The following is a 21360-nucleotide window of genomic DNA, read 5'->3' on the forward strand; positions in this document are numbered from 1 at the left end:
ACCTCGACTCGGAGAAATACCAGCTCCGCCCCCGCGACTGGGAAACAGCCGAACGCGAAGGCCGCACCATCACCCCCCTCATCACCCGACTCAACACGATCCGGCGGCGTCATCCCGCTCTTCAGCGCCTGCGGAACCTACGCTTCCACCACACCGACAACGACATGGTCATCGCGTACAGCAAGACCACGGGCCGGGACACGGTCCTCGTCGTCGTCAACCTCGACCCGCACCACACCCAGGAGGCCACGGTCTCGTTGGACATGCCGCAACTCGGTCTGGAGTGGCACGCATTCATGTCCGCGCACGACGAACTGACGGGTGCGACCTATCACTGGGGCAGAACCAACTATGTGCGCCTGGATCCCGGGCGGGCCCCGGCACACGTGCTCCACGTCCAGCAGTCGTCCGCGTAGCCACCGATCGGAGATTCAGAGCGACATGACTGTCAACCAGCCCGTCCCGGACACCTTCGAGGACACTCCCGCCAAGGACCGGGACCCGGAGTGGTTCAAGCGTGCCGTCTTCTACGAGGTCCTCGTCCGCTCCTTCCAGGACAGCAACGGCGACGGCATCGGCGACCTCAAGGGCATCACCGCCAAACTCGACTATCTGCAGTGGCTGGGCGTCGACTGCCTGTGGCTGCCGCCCTTCTTCAAGTCACCGCTCCGCGACGGCGGCTACGACGTCTCCGACTACACCTCGGTTCTGCCCGAATTCGGCGACCTCGCCGACTTCGTCGAGTTCGTCGACGCCGCCCACCAGCGCGGTATGCGCGTCATCATCGACTTCGTCATGAACCACACCAGCGACCAGCACCCGTGGTTCCAGGAATCGAGAAAAGACCCGGACGGCCCCTACGGCGACTATTACATGTGGGCCGACGACGACAAGCAGTATGCCGACGCGCGGATCATCTTCGTCGACACCGAGGCCTCCAACTGGACCTTCGATCCCGTCCGCGGTCAGTACTTCTTCCATCGCTTCTTCTCCCACCAGCCGGACCTCAACTACGAGAACCCTGCGGTGCAGGAGGAGATCCTGGCCGCCCTGCGCTTCTGGCTGGACCTGGGCATCGACGGCTTCCGCCTCGACGCCGTGCCCTATCTGTACGCGGCCGAGGGCACCAACTGCGAGAACCTGCCCGCCACCCACGCGTTCCTGAGGCGTGTCCGCCGCGAGATCGACGCGATGTATCCGGACACCGTGCTGCTGGCCGAGGCCAACCAGTGGCCGGAGGACGTGGTCGACTACTTCGGCGACTACCAGAGTGGTGGCGACGAATGCCACATGGCGTTCCACTTCCCCGTCATGCCACGCATCTTCATGGCCGTACGGCGCGAATCCCGCTATCCGGTCTCGGAAATCCTCGCCAAGACCCCCGCCATCCCCGCGGGCTGCCAGTGGGGCATCTTCCTGCGCAACCACGACGAGCTGACCCTGGAAATGGTCACCGACGAGGAACGCGACTACATGTGGGCGGAGTACGCGAAAGACCCGCGTATGCGCGCCAACATCGGCATCCGCCGCAGGCTCGCCCCGCTCCTGGACAACGACGAGAACCAGATCGAGCTCTTCACCGCCCTGCTCCTGTCGCTACCCGGCTCGCCGATCCTCTACTACGGCGACGAGATCGGCATGGGCGACAACATCTGGCTCGGCGACCGGGACGCCGTACGCACCCCGATGCAGTGGACGCCCGACCGGAACTCGGGCTTCTCGTCCTGCGATCCGGGGCGGCTGTTCCTGCCGACCATCATGGACCCCGTCTACGGCTACCAGGTGACGAACGTCGAGGCGTCGATGGCCGACCCGTCCTCGCTGCTGCACTGGACCCGCCGGATGATCGAGATCCGCAAGCAGAACCCGGCCTTCGGCCTCGGGTCGTTCACGGAACTCCCGTCCTCCAACCCCGCGGTGCTGGCCTTCCTGCGGGAGTACGGCGACGACCTGGTGCTGTGCGTGAACAACTTCTCCCGGTTCGCGCAGCCCACCGAGCTCGATCTGCGGGCCTACGACGGGCGCCACCCCGTGGAGCTCATCGGCGGGGTGCGCTTCCCCGCCATCGGTGAGCTGCCGTACCTGCTGACCCTCGCCGGCCACGGCTTCTACTGGTTCCGGCTCACCCGAGTCGCATCCCGCATCGGCCGCCGCCCTCGAGCGTGAGGCGAGGAAAGGACGCGTCACCATGGCGAAGACCGCACCGCTCCGCCCCAGACCCAGCCTCGCCGCCGGGCCCATGGCCTCGCTCGCCGGGCTGCTGCGCGAGTGGCTGCCGCGGCAGCGCTGGTTCGCGGGCAAGGACCGGCCCGTCACGGACCTGGGCCTGCTGTCCATGACGGAGCTGTTCCCCGGCTGTCTGCATCTGCTGGTGCACACCGGGCAGAGCGGCGTGCCCTCGCCCAGCGGCGCCACGCCGGCCGGTGACTGCTACCAGTTGCTGCTCGGCGTGCGCCGGCACGTGTCGCCGAGGCTCGGACGGGCCCTGATCGGCAGGGCGGAGGAGGGCCCGCTGGCCGGTCTGACCGTGTACGACGCGCTGCAGGACCCCCGTTCGGCCCAGTTGCTCCTGGAGCGGCTGCGGCAGCCCGGTGCGGCGGGCCCGCTGCGCTTCGAGGCCGATCCGTCCGTCCATGTGCCCGCCGGGCTGGTGCCGCGGGTGCTGGAGGCCGAGCAGTCCAACTCCTCCCTGGTGTACGGCGACGAGTTCATCCTGAAGGTGTTCCGGCGCGTGCAGCCCGGCATCAACCCCGACCTGGAGGTGCCGAGTGCGCTGACCGGGCAGGGCTGCGGCCGGGTGCCGGCGCCGGTTGCGTGGTTCCGTACGACGCATCCCCAGCAGGCGACGCTCGGCGTGCTGCAGCCGTTTCTGCCCGATGCCTCCGACGGCTGGGCGCTGGCCCTGCAGGCGCTCGCCGCCGGCGACGAGTTCACCGTGCAGGCCCGCGAGCTGGGCCGGGCCACCGCGGAGGTGCACCTCGCGCTGGCGGCCGCCTTCCCGGCCGGAGCCCACGACGAGAGCGTACGGACGGCCGCGGCCATGACCGAGCGCCTGGACGCCGCGGCCCACTGCGTACCGGCGCTGCGCCCGTACGTGCCCCGGCTGCGCACCGCCTTCGGTGCGCTCGTCGCCTGCGATCCGGGGCCGCCCGCCCAGCGCATCCACGGCGACCTGCACCTCGGTCAGGTGCTGCGGGCCGGCCGGGACTGGTTCGTCATCGACTTCGAGGGCGAGCCGTCCCGCCCGCTCGCCGAGCGGCGCAGCACCCAGTCCCCGGTGCGGGACATCGCGGGCATGCTGCGCTCCTTCGACTACGCCGCCCGCCAGCGCCGCCCGTGGCGCCCGGAGTGGGCGCGCCGCTGCCGCGAAGCCTACTGCGCGGGCTATGCCGAGCGGGCCGGCTGGGACCCGCGCAAGAAGCACGGACTGCTGCGTGCCTATGAGACCGATCGAGCCGTGTACGAGGTCCTGTACGAAGCCCGGCACCGGCCGGACTGGCTCCCCGTACCGATGGCGGCGATCGAGCGTCTCGCCGTAAGAGGAGGCTGAACCCGTGGCCCTGCGTGACACCTCGCTCCCCGAGCGGTCCGGACCGCTCACCGCCGGATGCACGACCGCGCCCGCCCTGGATCCCGGCGAGCGCGAACGTCTGCTCACCGGCCGGCACCACGACCCGCACGCCCTGCTGGGGGCCCACCCGGCTCCGGGCGGCATCGTCTTCCGGGCACTGCGGCCGTACGCCCGCGCGGTGAGTGTCGTCGTCGACGGACAGCGGCGAGCGCTGGCCTCGGAGGGCGACGGCCTGTTCTCCGGAGTGCTGCCACTCGACGCGATCCCCGAGTACACGCTGGTGGTGCGGTACGCGGACGGTGAGCACGAGACGGCCGACCCGTACCGTTTCCTGCCCGCCCTCGGTGAGCTGGACCTTCATCTGATCCGCGAGGGCCGGCACGAGCAGCTGTGGAAGGCGCTCGGCGCCGAGCCCATGGAGCACGAGGGCGTGACAGGCACCCGGTTCACCGTGTGGGCGCCGAACGCCCAGGGGGTCCGGGTCGCCGGGGACTTCACCTGCTGGGACGGGACAGCCCTGCCGATGCGGTCGCTGGGTGCCTCGGGGGTGTGGGAGCTGTTCGTGCCCGGTATCGGGGAGGGCGCGCTGTACAAGTTCGAGATCACCTCGCGCTACGGCGGCCGTTTCCTCAAGGCCGACCCCATGGCGCGGTACGCGCAGGTCCCGCCGGACACGGCTTCGGTCGTGCACGCCTCGCACTACGAGTGGGGCGACGACGAGTGGATGGCGCACCGCGGTGACCTGCCGGTGCACGAGGCACCCTTCTCGGTCTACGAGATCCATCTCCCCTCCTGGCGGCATGGGCTGACGTATCGTCAACTTGCTGAGCAGCTGCCGCCGTACGTGAGCGGTCTGGGATTCACCCATGTCGAGTTCATGCCGGTCGCCCAGCATCCCTTCGCCGGTTCCTGGGGCTACCAGGTCACCGGCTTCTATGCGCCGATGTCCCGGCTGGGTACGCCTGACGACTTCAAGTGCCTGATCGATGCCCTGCACCGGGCCGGCATCGGCGTGATCATGGACTGGGTGCCCGCCCACTTCCCCAAGGACGACTGGGCGCTGGCCCGGTTCGACGGGGATCCGCTGTACGAACCGGGGGACTCGCGGCGGGCCGAGCACCCGGACTGGGGGACCTACGAGTTCGACTTCGGGCGCATCGAGGTGCGCAACTTCCTTGTGGCGAACGCTGTCTACTGGTGCGAGGAGTTCCACATCGACGGTCTGCGGGTGGACGCCGTGGCCTCCATGCTCTACCTGGACTACTCGCGGGACTCGGGCCAGTGGACGCCGAACGTGCACGGAGGGCGCGAGGACCTGGACGCGGTGGCGTTCCTGCAGGAGATGAACGCGACCGTGTACCGGCGGGCGCCCGGCGTGGTGACCATCGCGGAGGAGTCCACGGCGTGGGACGGGGTCACCCGCCCCACCGACAGCGGCGGGCTGGGCTTCGGCCTGAAGTGGAACATGGGCTGGATGCACGACTCGCTCGGCTACATGGAGCACGAGCCGGTGCACCGCAAGTACCACCACAACGAGATGACCTTCTCGATGGTGTATGCCTACAGCGAGAACTACGTCCTGCCCATCTCGCACGACGAGGTGGTGCACGGAAAGCAGGCGCTGGTGTCGAAGATGCCGGGCGACTGGTGGCAGCGACGCGCCAACCACCGGGCGTACCTGGGGTTCATGTGGGCCCACCCCGGCAAGCAACTCCTCTTCATGGGGCAGGAGTTCGCCCAGGGTTCCGAATGGTCCCAGGAGCACGGTCCGGACTGGTGGCTGGTCGATCGCTGCTATGGCGCCGAGCCCGACCACCGCGGGGTCCGCGACCTGGTGCGCGACCTCAACGCCGTCTACCGCCGCACCCCTGCGCTGTGGCAGCAGGACACCCGGCCCTGCGGCTTCCAGTGGGTGATGGGGGACGCCGCCGAGGACAACGTCTTCGCGTTCCTGCGGTTCGCCGCCGACGGCAGCCCGCTCCTCGCGGTCTCCAACTTCTCCCCCGTCGTGCGTCACGGCTACCGCCTGTGGGCGCCCGACGAGGTGCCCGCCTGGCGGGAGATCCTCAACACCGACGCCCTGTGCTACGGCGGCAGCGACGTCACCAACCCCGACGACGTCAAGGTGGAGGAGGGAAGGATCACGCTCACCCTGCCCCCGCTCGCCACGATCTGGCTGACTCCGCTGCTGTGACCGGCCAGGCGGGGTACTCGGTGTTCGTCGTAGCCGCAGCCCGGCCACAGAAAGGCGGCCTCACGTGCGCACCGTCGGAGTGGAGGAGGAACTCCTCCTGGTGGACCCGGAGACGGGCGAGCCCAAGGCGCTGTCCGCCGCGGTGCTCGCCCGTGCGGCGCGGGACGACACGTGCGAGGGCGTGTTCGAGAAAGAGCTGTACAACCAGATGCTGGAGTTCAACACGCATCCCCAGGCCGACATGGTGGACCTGAACGAGGAGATCGTGCGCTGTCGCCGGGAGGCCGCCCGGCACGCCGGGGAGATCGGTTGCACGGTGGCCGCGCTCGCCACCTCGCCCCTGCCCGTCAGCCCCACCGTCACCAGGGGAAGCCGCTACCAGTGGATGGAGGAGCAGTACGGCATCGCCGTTCAGCAGCAGCTCGTGCTCGGCTGTCACGTCCATGTGTCCGTCGACTCCGACGAGGAGGGCGTCGCGGTACTCGACCGCATCCGGCCCTGGCTGTCCGTGATCTCCGCGCTGAGCGCCAACTCACCGTTCTGGCAGGGCAGGGACACCCGCTACAACAGCTACCGCAGCCGGGTGTGGCAGCGCTGGCCGTCGGCCGGACCCACCGAGGTCTTCGGCTCGGCCGAGCGCTACCACGGCCGGGTGGCGGACATGGTCGCGAGCGGGGTGATCCTCGACGACGGGATGATCTACTTCGACGCGCGTCTGTCCCGGCAGTACCCGACCGTCGAGGTCCGGGTCGCAGACGTCTGCCTGCACGCCGGTACGGCGGCCCTCGTCGCCACGCTGACCCGGGGGCTCGTGGAGACCGCCGCGCGGGAGTGGTGGGCAGGCCACCCGCCCCTCGACCACAGCGTCAGCCTGCTGCGGCTGGCCGCCTGGCAGGCCGCGCGCTCCGGTCTCAGCGACGAGCTGCTGCACCCCGTGACCATGCGGCGGCAGTCCGCCGAGAGTGTGGTGCGGGCGCTGCTGGAACACATCGGCGACGCGCTCGCCGACAGCGGCGACCTGGAGCGCGCCCGGGAGACCTGCGTCCGGCTGCTCAAGGGCGGCACCGGCGCACAGGTTCAGCGTGAACTCCTGGCCCGCAACGGCAATCTGCGCGAGGTCGTCACGGGCTGCGTGCGCCACACCCAGGCCTGATCATCACGGATCCGCAACTTCGCAGGTTCCGGTCACCATCCGCACCCACCTGGGCTAGATTCGAGCACCGTCGACAACGGAACTCGTCGGCATGGTCACCCTCCGTACAGCTCAGGAGCAGCGCATGCGCGACTTCGCCCTCGCTCCCCCCACCGTCTCGCCCCTGACCGGCGGACTGGCCGACACCGTCTTCGACACGGCAGCCCTCAATCCCACGCAGCCGATGCTGGCGCGCCGCCCCACCCCGTCCTCCGCCACCTGGGAGGAGCTGACCGCCGTGGAGGTGCGGGACGAGGTGGTGCATCTGGCCAAGGGGCTGGTCGCGTCCGGCATTTCGCCGGGCCACCGTGTCGCGATCATGGCGCGTACCCGGTACGAGTGGACGGTGCTCAGCCATGCCCTGTGGGCGGTCGGTGCCGAGGTCGTACCGCTCTATCCGACCTCCTCGCGCGATCAGGTGGAGTGGGTGCTGCGGGACGCGAACTGCGTGGCCGTGGTGGTGGAGGACGAGCAGGCGGTGATGACGGTCGGCTCCGTGTGCGGGTCGCTGCCGCTGCTGCGTCACGTCTGGCAGTTGGACGCGGGGGCGCTCGACGATCTGCGGGAGCGCGGCAGGTTCATCCCGCTGGCCACGGTCGACTCGCTGCGCCGCATCGTGCTGCCGGACTCCACGGCGGCCATCAGCTACACCTCCGGCACCACGGGCCGGGCGCTGGGCTGTGCGCTCAGCCACCGCAACCTGGCGAGCGCCTGCGACACCCTGCTGACGGGCTGGGGCCACACCGTGATCCCGCCGGGCGAACAGCAGGCCTCGGTGCTCGCCTTCCTGCCCTTCTCGCATGTCTACGGCCTTCTGGTGCAAACCCTGTGCATGCGCGGCGGCATGGTGATGGCGCACGAGCCCGACATGAGTGAGGAGGCGCTCTCGGCGTCCCTGCTCTCCTTCCGCCCCACCTACCTGTGCGCGGTCCCCTCGCTGCTGGAGAAGATCTACAAGAACTTCCTGCGCGTCGCCCAGGAGGCGGGCCGCGGGGCGCTGTTCGAGCGGGCCGCGGACACGGCACGCGACTTCGCCGCGGCGTTGGAGCGGCAGCGGCTGGGCGGCGGTTCGGGGCCCGGTTTCGATCTGCGGCTGCAACACGCCCTGTTCGAGCGGACGGTGTACCGCAAGCTGCGCGCCGCGATCGGCGGCCGGGTGATGCGGGCGACGTCCGGCGGCTCGCCTCTCAGCCGTGAACTGACCCTCTTCTACGAGGGCATCGGGATCTATGTGAACGACGGGTACGGCCTGACGGAGGCCGCCGGTGGCGTCACCGCGCAGCCGCTGGGCCGGGAGATGTCGGGAACCGTCGGGCAGGCGCTGCCGGGCAACGAGATCGCCGTGGCCGAGGACGGCGAGATCCTGGTCCGCGGTCCCTCGGTGTTCCAGGGCTACATCAACGCCGAGGCGGCGACGCGGGCGGTGCTGCGCGGCGGCTGGCTGGCCACCGGTGACCTCGGACGGATCGACGCGCAGGGCTATCTGACGATCACCGGCCGCAAGAAGGACATCATCGTCACCAGCAGCGGCAAGAACGTCGCCCCGGCCGCCCTGGAACAGCGGTTGAGGATGCATCCGCTGATCCACCAGGCGGTCGTCGTCGGCGACAACCGGCCCTGTGTCGGTGCGCTGATCACCCTGGATCCGAAGTTCCTGGCGTACTGGCGCGGTTCCCTGTCCTTGCAGAGCGACATGCCGAGCCGGGAGGCCCGCGAGGAGAACGCGCTGCGTGAGGAGATCGGGCGGGCCGTGGCCGCGGCCAACAGCGCCGTCTCGCGCTCGGAGTCGATCCGGGTCTTCCGGGTGCTGCCGGAGCAGTTCGACATGTCCAACGGGCTCATGACGCCGTCCATGAAACTGCGCCGCGACGCGATCGTGCGGCACTACGCGTTCGAGATCGACGCGATGTACCAGGCACGCACCCGCGCTCCCCGGCAGACGGTGCCGGACGAACTGTCGAGCTGGGACGAGGCCGACAACGTGTTCCGCTGACCACCGACTGAACACAATCCCGCCACTTTCTGCGCAGCACGTGATCCAAAAGGTTCACTCCCGACCGGTGCGTTTGGGCACGCAGACGGGCATGGTGGTGCTCGACGCGTTCGTCTGCCTGCCGCACCCAGCTGGCGGAACGGCTGAGGCCACGGTGGGATCGATGTGGTGCAAGCAGCGATCCAGGGCATGCGAAGGGCGTTGGATGCAGACCGCCTGGAGCCGCAGAGAGGGATGAACACCGTGACACGACCCAGGATCCTGGTGGTTGGCGCAGGCTTCGCCGGCGTGGAGTGCGTACGCCGGCTGGAGCGGAAACTCGCGCCCGACGAAGCGGACGTCACCCTGGTGACGCCGTTCGCCTACCAGCTCTATCTGCCGCTGCTGCCCCAGGTCGCCTCCGGCGTACTGACGCCCCAGTCGATCGCGGTGTCGCTGCGGCGCAGCAAGAAGTACCGCACCCGGATCATTCCGGGCGGGGCCATCGGCGTCGACCTGAAGGCCAAGGTCTGCGTCGTCCGCACGATCACCGACCAGATCGTCAACGAGCCGTACGACTACATCGTGCTGGCCCCCGGCAGCATCACCCGCACCTTCGACATCCCCGGGCTCACCGATCACGCGTACGGCATGAAGACGCTGGCCGAGGCCGCCTACATCCGCGACCACGTCATCTCCCAGCTCGACCTGGCCGACGCCAGCGACGACCCGGCGGAGCGCGCCTCGCGCCTGCAGTTCGTGGTGGTCGGCGGCGGATACGCCGGCACCGAGACCGCCGCCTGTCTGCAGAAGCTGACGCACGCCGCGGTCAAGCGCTACCCGCGCATCGACCCGGCGCTGATCAAGTGGCATCTCATCGACATCGCCCCGAAGCTGATGCCGGAGCTGGGCGACAAGCTCGGCCGCAGTGCGCAGGAGATCCTCAAGCGGCGCGGCATCGAGGTCTCCCTGGGCGTCTCCATCGACAAGGCGGGGCCCGAGGAGGTCACCTTCACCGACGGCCGGGTGGTCCCCACCCGCACCCTGATCTGGACCGCCGGTGTCGTCGCCAGCCCCCTCATCGCCACGCTCGGCGCGGAGACCGTGCGCGGCCGGCTCGCGGTCAACGCCGAGATGCAACTACCGGGCCACGACGGCGTGTTCGCGCTCGGCGACGCCGCCGCGGTGCCCGACAAGGCCAAGGACGACGCGGCGGCGGTCTGCCCGCCCACCGCGCAGCACGCGATGCGGCAGGGCAAGAAGGTCGCCGACAACGTCATCGCGACCCTGCGCAACCAGGCCCTGACGCCCTACGTCCACAAGGACCTCGGTCTGGTCGTGGACCTCGGCGGCAAGGACGCCGTCTCCAAGCCGCTCGGCATCGAACTGCGCGGCCTGCCCGCCCAGGTCGCGGCCCGCGGCTACCACTGGGCGGCACTGCGCACCAACGTCGCCAAGGTCCGCGTCGCCACGAACTGGACGCTCAACGCGATCGCCGGCGACGACTTCGTCCGCACCGGCTTCCAGGCCCGCAAGCCGGCCAAACTGCACGACTTCGAGTACACCAACGCCTATCTGACGCCGGACGAGGTGCGGGCGCAGGTCGAGGGAACGGACCCCAGGGAGTGAGACGGGTGGCGCCGCTCCGGTCGCGTCGTGTCATGCTGAGATCCGGATCATGACGTGAAGCGGGAGTGAGTACGGCGGCGTGAGGGCAGTGGGAGGGTCGGTCCGGGCACGGCTGCGCGATCTCGTCGCGGCCGCCGATCCCGGGTTGCTGCGTCTGGCCGCCGGCCTGAGAACGGTCGGCGCCATCACGCTCACGCTGGCCGTGCTCTCCGTGCTCGGCGCCGACGTGCGCCATCTGGTGGCAGGCGCCATCGCGGCGATGGTCTCCACCTTCGCCATCCGGGAGAAGCAACGCGGCCGCCAGGCCGTCACGCTCGCGCTGGGCCTTGTGGTGGCGCTGGCCTCCGTGTCGCTGGGCGCGGTGCTGCACTCGCGGGTGGTGGGCGGGGACCTCTTCTTCGTCGCGCTCATCTTCTGCGCCGTCTACGCCCGCCGCTTCGGCGACCGTGGCACCACGCTCGGGCTGATCGGCTTCCAGGTCTACTTCATGTCCCTGTTCGTCGGTGCCACCGTGTCGGCACTGCCGCAGCTGTGGGGCGTCGTGGCCGTCGCCGTCGCCTCCAGCGCCGTGGTGCGCTTCGCGCTCGTACCCGAGACGTCCGCGGGCATCCTGCAGCGGCTGCGGGAGGCCTTCCGCGCCCGGCTGGCGCAGCTGGTGACCGCACAGCTCGCTCTCCTCGACGCCGGGCCGGACGAGATCGACAAGGCGCTTGAGGACGTGCGCGACGGGACCGCCCGCCTCAACGAGACGGCCATGATGATCCAGGGGCGGCTGGAGGAAGGCACCGCCGACGAGGCCGTGGCGCGGCTCGTGCAGCGCCGCATCGCGGACGCCGAGATCGCCGCCGAACGCCTCGGACTGCTGCTGCTGACCGCCCGCAGCGCCGAGCGGGCGGACACGCTGACCCTGCACCTGCCGGGCGCGTCCGTCCCGCCGGGCGGCCGGCTGCCCGTACAGGACGAGTCGACCGCGACTTTGCGCCGTGACCTGGAGGCGCTTCGCCTGCTGGTCCTGCGGCCCGTCTCCGAGGACCTGGGAACCGGTCTGGCCCGACTGCGCAACCGGCTCCTCGGCTACCGCGACGAGGAGAACCTGCCGAAGGCCTCCCCCGCTGTCCAGGACGTCTTCCGCGGTGTCGGTGAGGCCGCCCGTGCGGTGCTCGGGCTGCGGATCGCGCTCGGCGGTCCGCAGGACGAGTCGGACGACACCCCGTCGACGGCCCGCTCACGCGAGGAACTGGACGCGGAGGACGCGGCGATCGACGCGGGCGAGGAGGCCGCCGAGGAAGCGCCGACGGGGCTGCGGCGGCCCACCACGCGGGCTGCCGTGCAGGTCTCGGTGGGTTCGGCGCTGGCGATCGTCGGTGGCGAGTTCCTCTCCAGCCAGCGCTGGTACTGGGCGGTGCTGACCTGCTGGATCGTGTTCATCAACACCGCCTCGACCGGAGAGATCCTGGTCAAGGGCTACCGGCGGCTGCTGGGCACGGTGCTCGGAGTGGTGGCCGGCCTGCTGCTCGCGGGGCTGGTCGGGCACCACACGTGGACGGCGTTCGCGCTGGTGCTGCTGTGCGTGTTCGCGATGTTCTACACGGCGCCGCTGTCCTACACGCTGATGTCCTTCTTCGTCACCGCGGCGCTGGGCGTGCTGTACACGCTGCTGCACACCTACAGCCTGTCGGTGCTGGTGCTGCGGGTGGAGGAGACGGCGCTGGGGGCGGCCTGCGGGATCATCGCGGCGGCGTTCGTCCTGCCGGTGCACACCGACCGCCGTACCAACGACCTCCTGGTCACCACCCTGGACCGGCTCGCCGACGTCACCGAGGCCGCCGTCGACCAGCTCAGCGGCGGGGAACCGGCCGAGCTCCTCGACAAGGCACGCGACCTCGACCAGGCGCTGGCCGACCTGCGCACCGCCACCCAGCCGCTCACCCACCCGGTCACTCCGCTGCGGGCCCGGCGCAACACCGCCCGCTATGTCGTCGCGCTGCTGGAGACCTGCGCGTACCACGCGCGTTCACTGGCCGCGATGGCCGAGCTGCTGCCGACGCATCCCTCGATCGCGGCGGATCCGCGGCTGCGGGGGGCCGGCAAGCGCATCCTCGGCAACATCGGGACGATCGCCGCGCGGGTCGCCGACGAGCGGGCCGCCGTCGAGGTGGAGACGGGGGCGAGCATCGCCGCCCTCCTGGAGTCCGACCTGCCCGGCGGCTCGCGCTACGGCCGCATCACCGACCGGGTGCTGCGCCATCTGCAGCGCCTGGACGAGGCGGTGGTGGGCCTGGCCCGGCCGCTGAAGGTGCCGGTGGCAGCGCCGAAGCGGTGAGCGCCCCGCCCTCAGAAGTCGGTGGGCAGACCGCTCACCTCGGCGATGCCGCGCAGCTCCTCGTCCTGGCGGTGCCGTTCCCGGATGTAGTCGGCGATCTCGCCCAGTCGAACCGGGTCCGAGGCGGTGTCCGCATCGGTGATCACTCTGATCGGGCCGGTCCCCTCGAGGTCGATCTCGACGACCTCGTTGTCGAGCCGGCCGGTCACGGCGGCGGCGATGACCAGGGCGGCCTCGTCACGGACCTCCTGGGACAGCCCCTCCCCGTGGTCCTCGCCGAGCGCGAAGTCCACGGAGGGCATGCGCTGTTCCTCGATCGCCCGCAGGACCGGTTCGACCACACCCAGCAGCTGCCGGAAGTCCTCCGTGTCCATCCGGGTGCGCAGGAGGCCGAGGTAGAGATCGACGGGCCGGTGCTCCGGTGGAAACTCGGATTCGCTCATCAGGTTCGTGTTCCCCGTGCGGCGCGTGTCAGACCCTGCGCCAGCGAGCCAGCCCGAACGAGAACAACCCGAACAGGGCAAGACCGGCCGCGACGCAGGCCAGCAACGCCGGACCCAGCGGAGTGTGAGCGAACGAGCGCAGGGTGTCGTCGAGCCCCTTGGCCCGCTGCGGGTCGTAGTCGACCGCGGCGCGGACGGCGAAGATGCCCGCGGCGGCGAACACCAGGCCGCGCGCCGCGCCGCCGGCCACGCCGGTGACGTCCACCAGCCGGCGGGCCCAGGGAGTCATCTCACCGAGCTTGAGCTCCTTGCGGTAGTGGCGCCGTACCGCTTGTGCGCCGATCCACACGCCCGCCACGATGATGCCGACTCCGGCCGCGCCCACGAGCCACTGCCCGGCGGGCAGATCGAGGACCCTGGCCGTGACGTCGCGGGACTGCGCGTCACTCGATCGGCTGCCGGCGCCGCGGGGGCCAGCGGCGAACGTCAGCACCGAGTAGGCCACCACCGCGTAGAAGACGCAACGGGCGACCGCGAGCAACCGCTTTCGCGGTTTACGGCCGTCCGGGCCGACCGAGCCGAAGACGGCCTCCGACAGCCGCCACACCGCCATGCCGGCCAGCCCGAGACCGAGCGCCCACAGCAGCACGGTGCCGAACGGCTGCCCGGCCAGCGTGGCGAGGGCGCCGCCGCGGTCCGCCTGCCGACTGCTGTCGCCGAAGGCGATCTGCAGCGCCAGGACACCCACCAGCAGGTAGATGACCCCGCGGGCGGCGAGCCCCGCCCGGGCGGCGCCCTCGGTCATCGAGCCGCGCGCCGCCCGCTCGGCCCCGAGCCTGCTCGTCCGCGCCATGGCATTGGAGTTCACGAACGCCTCCCGGGCTCCGTAGGGCAGGTGTGCTTCCCGATGGCCGGGCCGCGCTCCGCACGGCCGGCCACCTGGACGTCGACTGTTGCCATGCCTGGTGTCACCGGACCACGATCTGTGGCGACCCCGATCTCGGCGAGGGTGTGGCCGCGAGCAGCCGATGGGCCGCTTCCAGGGCCCGCCCCACGTTGCGTGTGCCGGTCGACACGCACAGGGTGTAGGCCAGGTCCTCGACCCGTGGGCTCGGCCCGCCGCCGCGCTCGGCCTCCTCGGCCAGCGCGGTCTCGTACTCCTCGACAAGCCTGCGCAGGACGGCAGGATGAGGGATCAGCATCGGTCCTCCTCCTCGCTGCGGGCCGCTCAAGCCGCGGCCGCCCGCCCATTGCTGCCCGCCTGCCCGAGTGCCTCGGCCCGCACCCGGGCGCAGCTGCGGCTGATGAGGCGGGAGACATGCATCTGGGAGATGCCGAAGCGGTCGGCGATCCGGCTCTGTGTCATGTCCTCGAAGTAGCGCAGGTAGAGGATGGCGCGGTCGCGTTCGGGCAGGCGCCGCAGGCCTTCCTTGGCGGCCTCGCGGTCGATGACGACGTCGTACGCGGAGTCCGCCGCGCCGAGGGTGTCGGCGAGGCTGTAGCCGTCCTCGTCGCCCGAGAGTTCGGCGTCCAGCGACAGGGTGCTGAAGCTGTCGAGGGCTTCCAGGCCGGAGTTGACCTCGTCCTCGGTGAGCCCGGTGTGGGCGGCGATGTCGGCGGCGGAGGGTTCGGAGCTGCCCGGGGTCTGGGTCAGCTCGCGGCGGGCCACGCGCACCTTGTTGCGCAGTTCCTGGATGCGGCGGGGCACCCTGAGGGCCCACATCCGGTCCCTGAAGTGCCGCTTGACCTCGCCGGTGATGGTCGGCACGGCGTAGCTCTCGAAGGCTCCCCGCTCGGGGGCGTACCGGTCGATCGCCTTCACCAGGCCGAGTGCCGCGACCTGGCGCAGGTCCTCGATGGACTCGCCGCGGTCGCGGAAGCGGCCGGCGATCCGGTGGGCCATGGGCAGCCAGGCCGTGACGAGTTCGTCGCGGACCGCCTCCCGCTCGGGGCCGTCCTCCAGGGTGGCCAGGCGGACGAAGAGGTCCGCCGTGTCGGGGGCGTCGTCGTGCCGCCGGGTGGGGGCGGTCGTCCGGGCCTTGGCGCCGGAAGTGCTGGTCGACATGTCGATAAGCATGCGGATTCGCTCCTGAACGAGGGGTTTCAGGGACTACCGCGGGAAGGCCGACGCCCGGACCGATCAGAGGGCCGAGCAGCCATGTGGCTCCCGCTGGCGCGCCTCCGGTCCGAAGCACGAACATCCGTATGCCCGGCGATCCTGGGAACAAACGCCGCCCCTCGTGGAGGGCCTTCAGCGGAAGGCGACCACGGCGGTGATGCACTTCCCGCCGGCGGGCAGTTCCGACACGCGCACGTCGCGGGCCAGCCGGCACACGATGGGCCAGCCGTGGCCGCCGACGCGGTGCCGTCGCCGCGGATCCTGGGACGCCCTGGTCATGGGCAGCCGGTCGCTGCGGTCGCTCACCGAGACGCGCACGCCCGTTCCGAGGACGTCGACGCGGAAGTCCGTGACGCCGCCGCCGTGCAGGATCGCATTGGTCGTCAGCTCGGTGGCGACGAGCAGGGCATCCCCCAGAGCCTCCTCGTCACAGCGGGTGTGGGTGGCCCTGCAGCGTTCCGTGACCGCCCGCTCGACCGCCCTGCGCGCCTCTGCGGGCTTGCAGGAGCGCGGCGGTCCGGTCCGCTGCGCGCCCAGTCGCCCGAGGGCGGATTCGGTCCCGTGCTCCTCGCACATCGCCTGGCTCCCTGATTCGGTGAAGAACCGGCCTCCTTGTGCGGGGGCGGGAAGCCGGACCCTGCCTCACCCGCGGCCGCCGCAGTCCGGGCAAGCACCGAGCGCCTCTCGGACACGGCTGCTTCCCCCGCCCCTCGGCAGCGATTCCGCCTTCCGCTGCGCGAGCACCGCAGGTCTCCTAGTTCGGCTCACCTGCGCTGGCCCAGCCAAACCTCCCGGCGGAAAGTACGTGCCACGGCCATCAGGGGGTACGCGGAAGCCATGACCGATGTTGTGGACTCAGACGAACTGCTGCGCCGCATCCAGCGTGCACGGGCCTGTGCGCAGCAGGAGAAGCACCGGTGGCAGGCGCGGGACGAGGGCCTGCGGGCGGACGAGCCGGAGGAGGCACGCGAGGCCGCCGTACGGACGCTGGCCTACGAAGCCGTCCTCAGGGTGCTGGACGAGATTCTGACCCCGGGCAAGACCGGCTGACGGGGCCGGCGGACCCCGGCCGTACTGCCGGCGAGCGACGCACCGAACCCGTGCTGCGCTCTCTGCGCACCGGTCTGGAGGCGGGGATGTACCTGCCGGACCCCAGCGATCCGAAGCTCGAGACGATCAGGGTCGTGGAGGAGCCCAAGGAGTGAAACCGGTCACGTGACCCGGTTCTGGGTGAGGAAAACGGCGGCAGATGGTTTACGGTTCATTCATACGTGGTGACGGAGTCGACCGTACCGTCCTCCGACGCCACCGCTTACGGCCCTGGCTGGCCTCCCCCGTCCAGCCAGGGCTTTTTCATGTCTTGGCGGTTCTGGGCAGGAACTGCTGTCCGCCGAGGTGCTCGGGGCGCCCGCAGCGGCTGAAATGAGCGTAGGGAAAGCACCGGAACCGATCCCGGCGAGGAGCCCCGCGTCATGACGAAAGCGATAAAACTGCTGACCGCCCTTCCCCCACCCCAGCGGCAGAGCCTGATGACGCTCGCGCAGGAGGTCTCCTTCCCGGAGGACACCCGGATCTTCGAGGCGGGCGGCAAGGCCGACCGCTTCTGGGTCATCCGCTCGGGCGCCGTCTCGCTCGACCAGCGGGTCAACTCGCTGCAGCGGGTGACCGTGGCGAGCCTCGGCTCGGGCGATCTGCTGGGCTGGTCCTGGCTGTTCCCGCCGCACGAATGGGACTTCGGCGCGGAGGCCTTCAGCCCCGTCCGAGCCTACGAGTTCGACGCGGCGGCGGTGCTGCGGCTGTGCGAGCAGGACACCCAGCTCGGACTCGCGCTGGTACGCAGCGTCGCGGAGATCCTCGCGCACCGGCTGGAGATGACCCGTGGCAAGCTCATGGAACAGCACGCGGGCCGCGGACGCAGCGTGCTCTAGGCTCTGTCGTTCGGATCAGGTCGGCTGCACGGAACGGTGTGCCGCAGCCACCCCCGGGCGGGATCAGATGCGGTAGCGGCGCAGGGCCGGGATCGCGGCGGTCAGGGCCAGCATCACGGCGACGACGAGGAGGCCGCCGCCCGCCACGGCCGTGCGCGGGCCGAAGGCCGAGCCCGCGGTGCCGTGCAGGACGTCGGCCAGGCGCGGACCGCCGGCGACGACGACCGTGAAGACCCCCTGCATACGGCCGCGCATCTCGTCGGTGGCGGCGGACAGCAGGATCGCCCCGCGGAAGACCATCGAGACCATGTCGGCGACCCCGGCCAGGGCCAGGAAAGCGGCCGCGACCCACAGGTTGCCGCTCAGCCCGAAGCCGGCGATCGCCGCGCCCCAGGCGACGACGGCGCCGATCACCATCCAGCCGTGCCGGCGAGCCCGGGAGAACGTGCCCGAGAACAGTCCCCCGAGCACCGCGCCGATGGGGATCGCCGCGAACAGCAGGCCCAGGGCGAGCCCTTCGCCGTACGAGCCGTAGGTCTGGGCGGCGAGCTGGGGGAACAGGGCGCGGGGCATGCCGAGGACCATCGCGATGATGTCGGCGAGGAAGGACAGCAGCAGCACCTTGTGCCCGGAGATGTAGCGGAAGCCCTCCGCTATCTCCCGTACGCCCGCGCGTCGCTTCTCCGTGCCCGACAGGGGCGGCAGGGAGGGCAGCTTGTAGACCGCCCACACCGTGACGCAGAGGGCGAGGGCATCGATCAGGTAGAGCTCGGGCAGGCCGATGACCGGGATCAGGGCGCCCGCGAGCAGCGGTCCGACCACCTGCCCCGTCTGCATGACGGTCGAGCCGAGGGCGTTGGCGGCGGGCAGCTGGCTCTCCGGGACCAGGCGGGCTATGGAGGCGTTGCGGGCGGGGGCGTTCAGGCCCCAGAACGCCTGTTGCATCGCGAGCAGCACCATCAGCGCGGTCACGGACTCGAGCCCCGTGAAGGCCTGGAGCCAGAACAGCAGTGAGGTGACGGCGATGCCGCTGTTGGTGATCAGGAGCAGCTTGCGGCGGTCCATGCTGTCGGCGACCGCGCCGCCCCACAGCGCGAACACGATCAGCGGCAGCAGCCCTGCGAGGCTCGCCGCGCCGACCCACGCGGAGGAGCCGGTGATGTCGTAGATCTGCTTGGGCACGGCGACCGCGGTGAGCTGGCTGCCGACCGCCGTGACGATCGTCGAGGCCCACAGTCGGCGGTAGGCCGGAATGCGCAGCGGCCGGGTGTCCATGGCCCACCGGCGCCAGCCGCGCCGAGGCGGGTCGACCGCGACCGGGTCCGGTGTCTGCGGTTCGGTGCTGCTCTCGCTGGTGTCCACGGGCTTCCTGGTTGCTCGATACATCTTTCGGGTCGGGGTTCACTATCCCAGTACCGTCCGGGACTTCGGGACGCGCGATCTCAGCTTGTGGACTTCACACCACGGACTTCACGCCCTCGCAACGAGCATGCCGCCCAGGGCGAGCATCCTTGCGGCGCCCAGTCCGTCCATGACCCGCCAGGCCGCGGGCCTGGCCAGGAAGCGGCCGAACCCGCGGGCGCCGAAGCCGAGCGCGGCGAAGCGGGGCGAGTCCGGTCCGGCACTTCGTGCCCACCTCGGGGGGGTGTGCCGAGTCCGTCGCGGTGGGCATGGGCTGGGGTCTGGTGCACCTCGCCGGGCCGGGCCCTCGACGTGCCGCTGTACTGGCAGCAGTGGAAGCTGGGCTCCCCGGCGCTCGCGGCGGTCGCCCAGCGGTGACGGAGGCGGCTGCCGGCGCTGCGGGGCGGGGCCGACAGCCACCACTGACTTGCGTGATGCAATCGACGTACGATGGTGGCGTGCTTCCTCGTACATACGAAGGTCAGGTCTGCTCGATCGCCCGGTCGCTCGAAGTGGTGGGTGAGCGCTGGACGTTGCTGATCGTGCGGGACGCGCTGCGCGGCACGCGGAGGTTCGAGGACTTCCGCGGAGGTCTCGGCATCGCGCACAACGTGCTGTCCGACCGGCTGGGCAAGCTCTGCGAGGCCGGGATTCTCGAGCGGCGGCTCTATCAGACGCGCCCGGAGCGGTACGAGTACGTGGTGACCCCGGCCGGCCTGGATCTGTGGCCGGTGATCATGTCCCTGCTGCTGTGGGGAGACGGGCACCGGGCGCCGCAGGGGCCGCCGCTGGTAGTCGTGCACCGCGGCTGCGGCGGCCGGCTGCGGCCCGGGCTCACCTGCTCCGCCTGCGGGAAGCCGCTGGGGCCGTACGACTGCGACATGCGGCCCGGGCCCGGTGCTCAGCCCGCGGATTCCACGGTCAGTCCCGCGAGCCCCGCGTAGTAGGCGAACCTGAACGGGCTGAAGAGCTGGTGCCGTTCGACGAGAGCGTGCAGGACCCGTCCGCGCAACTCGGCGAGCGACGGGTCGTCCGGGTGGCTCAGCAGGGCGCAGTCGACGATCCTGAGCGCCACGGCCGGTTCCCCGCGCGCCAGCAGTTGCTCACCCGCCGCGGCGAACGCCTCGGCCCGGCCGCCGGCCAGCAGGTCCAGCGCTGCGGCCCACTGCGTGCGGCCGACGGGGTCCACCCCGTCCCCGTCCGCCTTCCAGTAGCCGGTCCGCTGGTCGTGGACGCGCTGGACGAAGCCCTCGCGCATGATCAGGTACGGGAGGATCGCGGCCGGATGCCCACGCAGCACCTCGGGAAGGTGGTCGCGGTCCAGCACCTCGGTCAGCGACCGGCCCGCGACGATGTCGTCCGCGACGACGGCATGCAGGTCCCGCAGGGCGGCGAGCAGGCCGGGCAGCGCCTCGACGGTGAAATTCTCGGTCAGCGGCGGGTGGCCGTGGACCAGCAGCCGGGGGCGCAGGTCCTGGACCGTCTGCAGTGCGTCGAACAGCCCCTCGGCCGATCCTTCGGCGAAGAACGGCGCGCCGAGGTAGGGCATGCACATGTCGCCGACGAAGACCACGTCCTCGTCCGGCAGTTGGACGAGAAGGCCGTCGCGGGTCTCGCCTCCGGCGACGGGGATGAGCGTGAACCTCCGCCCGCCTACGGTCAGGGCCTCGGGCCGTTCGACGAGCCGGTCCGGGACGACGTGCGGACGGTGCTCCTGGCCGTCCGGCAGGAGGGCCGGGAAGGGCGGCGGGCTCACGGCCTGCAGCGCGAGTTCTTCGGGGAAGGCGGTTTGAGCGACGACCTGGGTTCCGGGGCCGACGAGTGCTTCCAGGCCGCCGATGTGGTCGAAGTGTGCGTGGGTGAGGATCACATGGGTGATCGGTGCGCGGGTGACGGCCCGCAGATCGCGCAGGGCCGCCTCCACGTGCCGGGGGTGGCTCGCCGCGTCGATCGCCACGATGCCGTCGTCCGTGCGGACGAACGCGAAGTCGGCGAGGTCGTGGCCCTGGGCGACGTGCACGCCCGGGGCCATTTCCACCAGCCGTGGAGCGGTCATCCGCAGGCCCTCCTCGGCGCTGACCAGGTAGTCCGTGACGAGTGACAGGCCGGGGGCGTGTCCGAGGCGCTCGCGCGCGGCCCGGGCTTCCTCCGTACGGCCCTGGCAGGCGTAGGCACGGGCCAGGGCCGCGTGCACGGAGCGCAGGAACCCGGCCGGGAACCGGTCCCGCACCGCGAGCACGAACTCCAGGTCGGCGATCACCGTCTCGGCCCGGCCCGCGCAGTCCGGGAGGCCCGCCAGTGCGGTTCCCCTGAAGTACTGGGGCAGCCCGAGCCCGCGTTCGGCGGCCGCGTCGAGCCGGGCGATCGCCTTCTCGTCCGGTCCGTCGAGGCGGGCCTGGAAGACTCCCGCCAGGCTTTCCAGCAGCGCCGATTCTGGACGTTCGGCGCTGAGGGCGGTGAAGTAGTCGTGGCCTTCGCGGAATTGGCGGGCCGCGAGCAGCTGCTGGGCGAGCACGGCAGTCACCCGGTCGGGGACGCCGGGCCAGCGCGCTGCACGGCGCAGGGCGTCGGTCTCCTTCATGGCCTCT

Annotated in this window: 18 protein-coding genes and 2 pseudogenes; 12 read left to right on the forward strand and 8 right to left on the reverse strand. The window is 71.0% G+C overall.

The window, feature by feature from the left end; translation table 11 throughout:
• From ACWCRD_RS17190 to ACWCRD_RS17225, 8 genes are all read left to right on the forward strand, one after another.
• The coding region (locus ACWCRD_RS17190) for an alpha-glucosidase C-terminal domain-containing protein (RefSeq protein WP_450966649.1) at positions 1 to 416 on the forward strand (416 nt) is incomplete at its 5' end.
• A gap of 25 nt (positions 417 to 441) precedes the next feature.
• The gene (gene treS, locus ACWCRD_RS17195) at positions 442 to 2166 is read left to right on the forward strand and encodes a maltose alpha-D-glucosyltransferase (RefSeq protein WP_450966650.1); all 1725 of its coding nucleotides are present in this window, start codon (positions 442 to 444) and stop codon (positions 2164 to 2166) included.
• A gap of 22 nt (positions 2167 to 2188) precedes the next feature.
• Positions 2189 to 3550: a maltokinase N-terminal cap-like domain-containing protein gene (locus ACWCRD_RS17200; protein ID WP_450966651.1), complete on the forward strand. Its 1362-nt coding sequence runs from the start codon at positions 2189 to 2191 to the stop codon at positions 3548 to 3550.
• A gap of 4 nt (positions 3551 to 3554) precedes the next feature.
• The gene (gene glgB, locus ACWCRD_RS17205) at positions 3555 to 5765 is read left to right on the forward strand and encodes a 1,4-alpha-glucan branching enzyme (RefSeq protein WP_450966652.1); all 2211 of its coding nucleotides are present in this window, start codon (positions 3555 to 3557) and stop codon (positions 5763 to 5765) included.
• A gap of 64 nt (positions 5766 to 5829) precedes the next feature.
• Positions 5830 to 6918, forward strand: a complete 1089-nt coding sequence (locus ACWCRD_RS17210; RefSeq protein WP_450966653.1) for a glutamate--cysteine ligase 2 — start codon at positions 5830 to 5832, stop codon at positions 6916 to 6918.
• 124 nt (positions 6919 to 7042) lie between these two features.
• The gene (locus ACWCRD_RS17215) at positions 7043 to 8950 is read left to right on the forward strand and encodes an AMP-dependent synthetase/ligase (protein ID WP_450966654.1); all 1908 of its coding nucleotides are present in this window, start codon (positions 7043 to 7045) and stop codon (positions 8948 to 8950) included.
• Positions 8951 to 9184: 234 nt separating this feature from the next.
• On the forward strand, positions 9185 to 10558 hold the full coding sequence (locus tag ACWCRD_RS17220; RefSeq protein WP_450966655.1) for an NAD(P)/FAD-dependent oxidoreductase: 1374 nt from the start codon (positions 9185 to 9187) through the stop codon (positions 10556 to 10558).
• 79 nt (positions 10559 to 10637) lie between these two features.
• On the forward strand, positions 10638 to 12881 hold the full coding sequence (locus ACWCRD_RS17225; RefSeq protein WP_450966656.1) for an FUSC family protein: 2244 nt from the start codon (positions 10638 to 10640) through the stop codon (positions 12879 to 12881).
• 11 nt (positions 12882 to 12892) lie between these two features.
• On the opposite strand, the gene ACWCRD_RS17230 is transcribed toward ACWCRD_RS17225, so the two are convergent.
• The 5 genes from ACWCRD_RS17230 to ACWCRD_RS17250 form a co-directional block, all read right to left on the reverse strand.
• Complete coding sequence (locus ACWCRD_RS17230) at positions 12893 to 13324, reverse strand: hypothetical protein (RefSeq protein ID WP_344398150.1); 432 nt, start codon at positions 13322 to 13324, stop codon at positions 12893 to 12895.
• Between the two features lie 28 nt (positions 13325 to 13352).
• A complete protein-coding gene (locus ACWCRD_RS17235; protein WP_450967006.1) occupies positions 13353 to 14177 on the reverse strand; it encodes a DUF1206 domain-containing protein in 825 nt (274 codons plus the stop codon).
• 115 nt (positions 14178 to 14292) lie between these two features.
• Positions 14293 to 14526 carry a DUF5133 domain-containing protein gene (locus tag ACWCRD_RS17240; protein ID WP_450966657.1) on the reverse strand — a complete coding sequence of 78 codons (234 nt, stop codon included), beginning with the start codon at positions 14524 to 14526 and terminating at the stop codon, positions 14293 to 14295.
• A 26-nt stretch (positions 14527 to 14552) separates the two neighbouring features.
• The gene (locus tag ACWCRD_RS17245) at positions 14553 to 15401 is read right to left on the reverse strand and encodes a SigB/SigF/SigG family RNA polymerase sigma factor (RefSeq protein WP_450966658.1); all 849 of its coding nucleotides are present in this window, start codon (positions 15399 to 15401) and stop codon (positions 14553 to 14555) included.
• A gap of 174 nt (positions 15402 to 15575) precedes the next feature.
• On the reverse strand, positions 15576 to 16019 hold the full coding sequence (locus ACWCRD_RS17250) for an ATP-binding protein (RefSeq protein WP_450966659.1): 444 nt from the start codon (positions 16017 to 16019) through the stop codon (positions 15576 to 15578).
• A 261-nt stretch (positions 16020 to 16280) separates the two neighbouring features.
• Here ACWCRD_RS17250 and ACWCRD_RS17255 point away from each other — a divergent pair, with 261 nt between their 5' ends.
• Positions 16281 to 16493: a hypothetical protein gene (locus ACWCRD_RS17255; protein WP_450966660.1), complete on the forward strand. Its 213-nt coding sequence runs from the start codon at positions 16281 to 16283 to the stop codon at positions 16491 to 16493.
• Between the two features lie 422 nt (positions 16494 to 16915).
• Positions 16916 to 17371 (forward strand): cyclic nucleotide-binding domain-containing protein, encoded by a 456-nt coding sequence (locus ACWCRD_RS17260; RefSeq protein ID WP_450966661.1) that lies wholly within the window; start codon positions 16916 to 16918, stop codon positions 17369 to 17371.
• A gap of 63 nt (positions 17372 to 17434) precedes the next feature.
• Here ACWCRD_RS17260 and ACWCRD_RS17265 read toward each other — a convergent pair whose 3' ends face one another.
• Together ACWCRD_RS17265 and ACWCRD_RS17270 are read right to left on the reverse strand one after the other, a co-directional pair.
• Complete coding sequence (locus ACWCRD_RS17265; RefSeq protein WP_450966662.1) at positions 17435 to 18757, reverse strand: MFS transporter; 1323 nt, start codon at positions 18755 to 18757, stop codon at positions 17435 to 17437.
• An 84-nt stretch (positions 18758 to 18841) separates the two neighbouring features.
• Positions 18842 to 18973 (reverse strand): annotated as a pseudogene (locus ACWCRD_RS17270) (amino acid transporter); the annotation flags it as partial.
• Here ACWCRD_RS17270 and ACWCRD_RS17275 point away from each other — a divergent pair.
• Positions 18973 to 19150, forward strand: a pseudogene (locus ACWCRD_RS17275) (ArgP/LysG family DNA-binding transcriptional regulator); the annotation flags it as partial. The pseudogenes ACWCRD_RS17270 and ACWCRD_RS17275 sit on opposite strands and share 1 nt — an antisense overlap.
• An 80-nt stretch (positions 19151 to 19230) precedes the next feature.
• The gene (locus ACWCRD_RS17280) at positions 19231 to 19716 is read left to right on the forward strand and encodes a winged helix-turn-helix transcriptional regulator (RefSeq protein ID WP_450966663.1); all 486 of its coding nucleotides are present in this window, start codon (positions 19231 to 19233) and stop codon (positions 19714 to 19716) included.
• Here the strand turns inward: ACWCRD_RS17280 and ACWCRD_RS17285 are convergent.
• Complete coding sequence (locus ACWCRD_RS17285) at positions 19674 to 21353, reverse strand: MBL fold metallo-hydrolase (protein ID WP_450966664.1); 1680 nt, start codon at positions 21351 to 21353, stop codon at positions 19674 to 19676. The two genes, ACWCRD_RS17280 and ACWCRD_RS17285, sit on opposite strands and share 43 nt — an antisense overlap.
• Positions 21354 to 21360 lie beyond the last annotated feature (7 nt).

Source organism: Streptomyces sp. NPDC002092 (assembly GCF_053593775.1).

Excerpts from the sequence above, each read along its gene's own strand:
- ACWCRD_RS17250 (WP_450966659.1), bottom strand. The coding sequence starts at position 16,019 with ATGTGCGAGGAGCACGGGACCGAATCCGCCCTCGGGCGACTGGGCGCG.
- ACWCRD_RS17285 (WP_450966664.1), bottom strand. The coding sequence starts at position 21,353 with ATGAAGGAGACCGACGCCCTGCGCCGTGCAGCGCGCTGGCCCGGCGTC.
- ACWCRD_RS17260 (WP_450966661.1), top strand. The coding sequence starts at position 16,916 with ATGACGAAAGCGATAAAACTGCTGACCGCCCTTCCCCCACCCCAGCGG.
- ACWCRD_RS17230 (WP_344398150.1), bottom strand. The coding sequence starts at position 13,324 with ATGAGCGAATCCGAGTTTCCACCGGAGCACCGGCCCGTCGATCTCTAC.
- ACWCRD_RS17215 (WP_450966654.1), top strand. The coding sequence starts at position 7,043 with ATGCGCGACTTCGCCCTCGCTCCCCCCACCGTCTCGCCCCTGACCGGC.
- treS (WP_450966650.1), top strand. The coding sequence starts at position 442 with ATGACTGTCAACCAGCCCGTCCCGGACACCTTCGAGGACACTCCCGCC.
- ACWCRD_RS17240 (WP_450966657.1), bottom strand. The coding sequence starts at position 14,526 with ATGCTGATCCCTCATCCTGCCGTCCTGCGCAGGCTTGTCGAGGAGTAC.
- ACWCRD_RS17255 (WP_450966660.1), top strand. The coding sequence starts at position 16,281 with ATGACCGATGTTGTGGACTCAGACGAACTGCTGCGCCGCATCCAGCGT.
- ACWCRD_RS17220 (WP_450966655.1), top strand. The coding sequence starts at position 9,185 with ATGAACACCGTGACACGACCCAGGATCCTGGTGGTTGGCGCAGGCTTC.
- ACWCRD_RS17235 (WP_450967006.1), bottom strand. The coding sequence starts at position 14,177 with ATGGCGCGGACGAGCAGGCTCGGGGCCGAGCGGGCGGCGCGCGGCTCG.
- ACWCRD_RS17245 (WP_450966658.1), bottom strand. The coding sequence starts at position 15,401 with ATGCTTATCGACATGTCGACCAGCACTTCCGGCGCCAAGGCCCGGACG.
- ACWCRD_RS17265 (WP_450966662.1), bottom strand. The coding sequence starts at position 18,757 with ATGTATCGAGCAACCAGGAAGCCCGTGGACACCAGCGAGAGCAGCACC.
- ACWCRD_RS17200 (WP_450966651.1), top strand. The coding sequence starts at position 2,189 with ATGGCGAAGACCGCACCGCTCCGCCCCAGACCCAGCCTCGCCGCCGGG.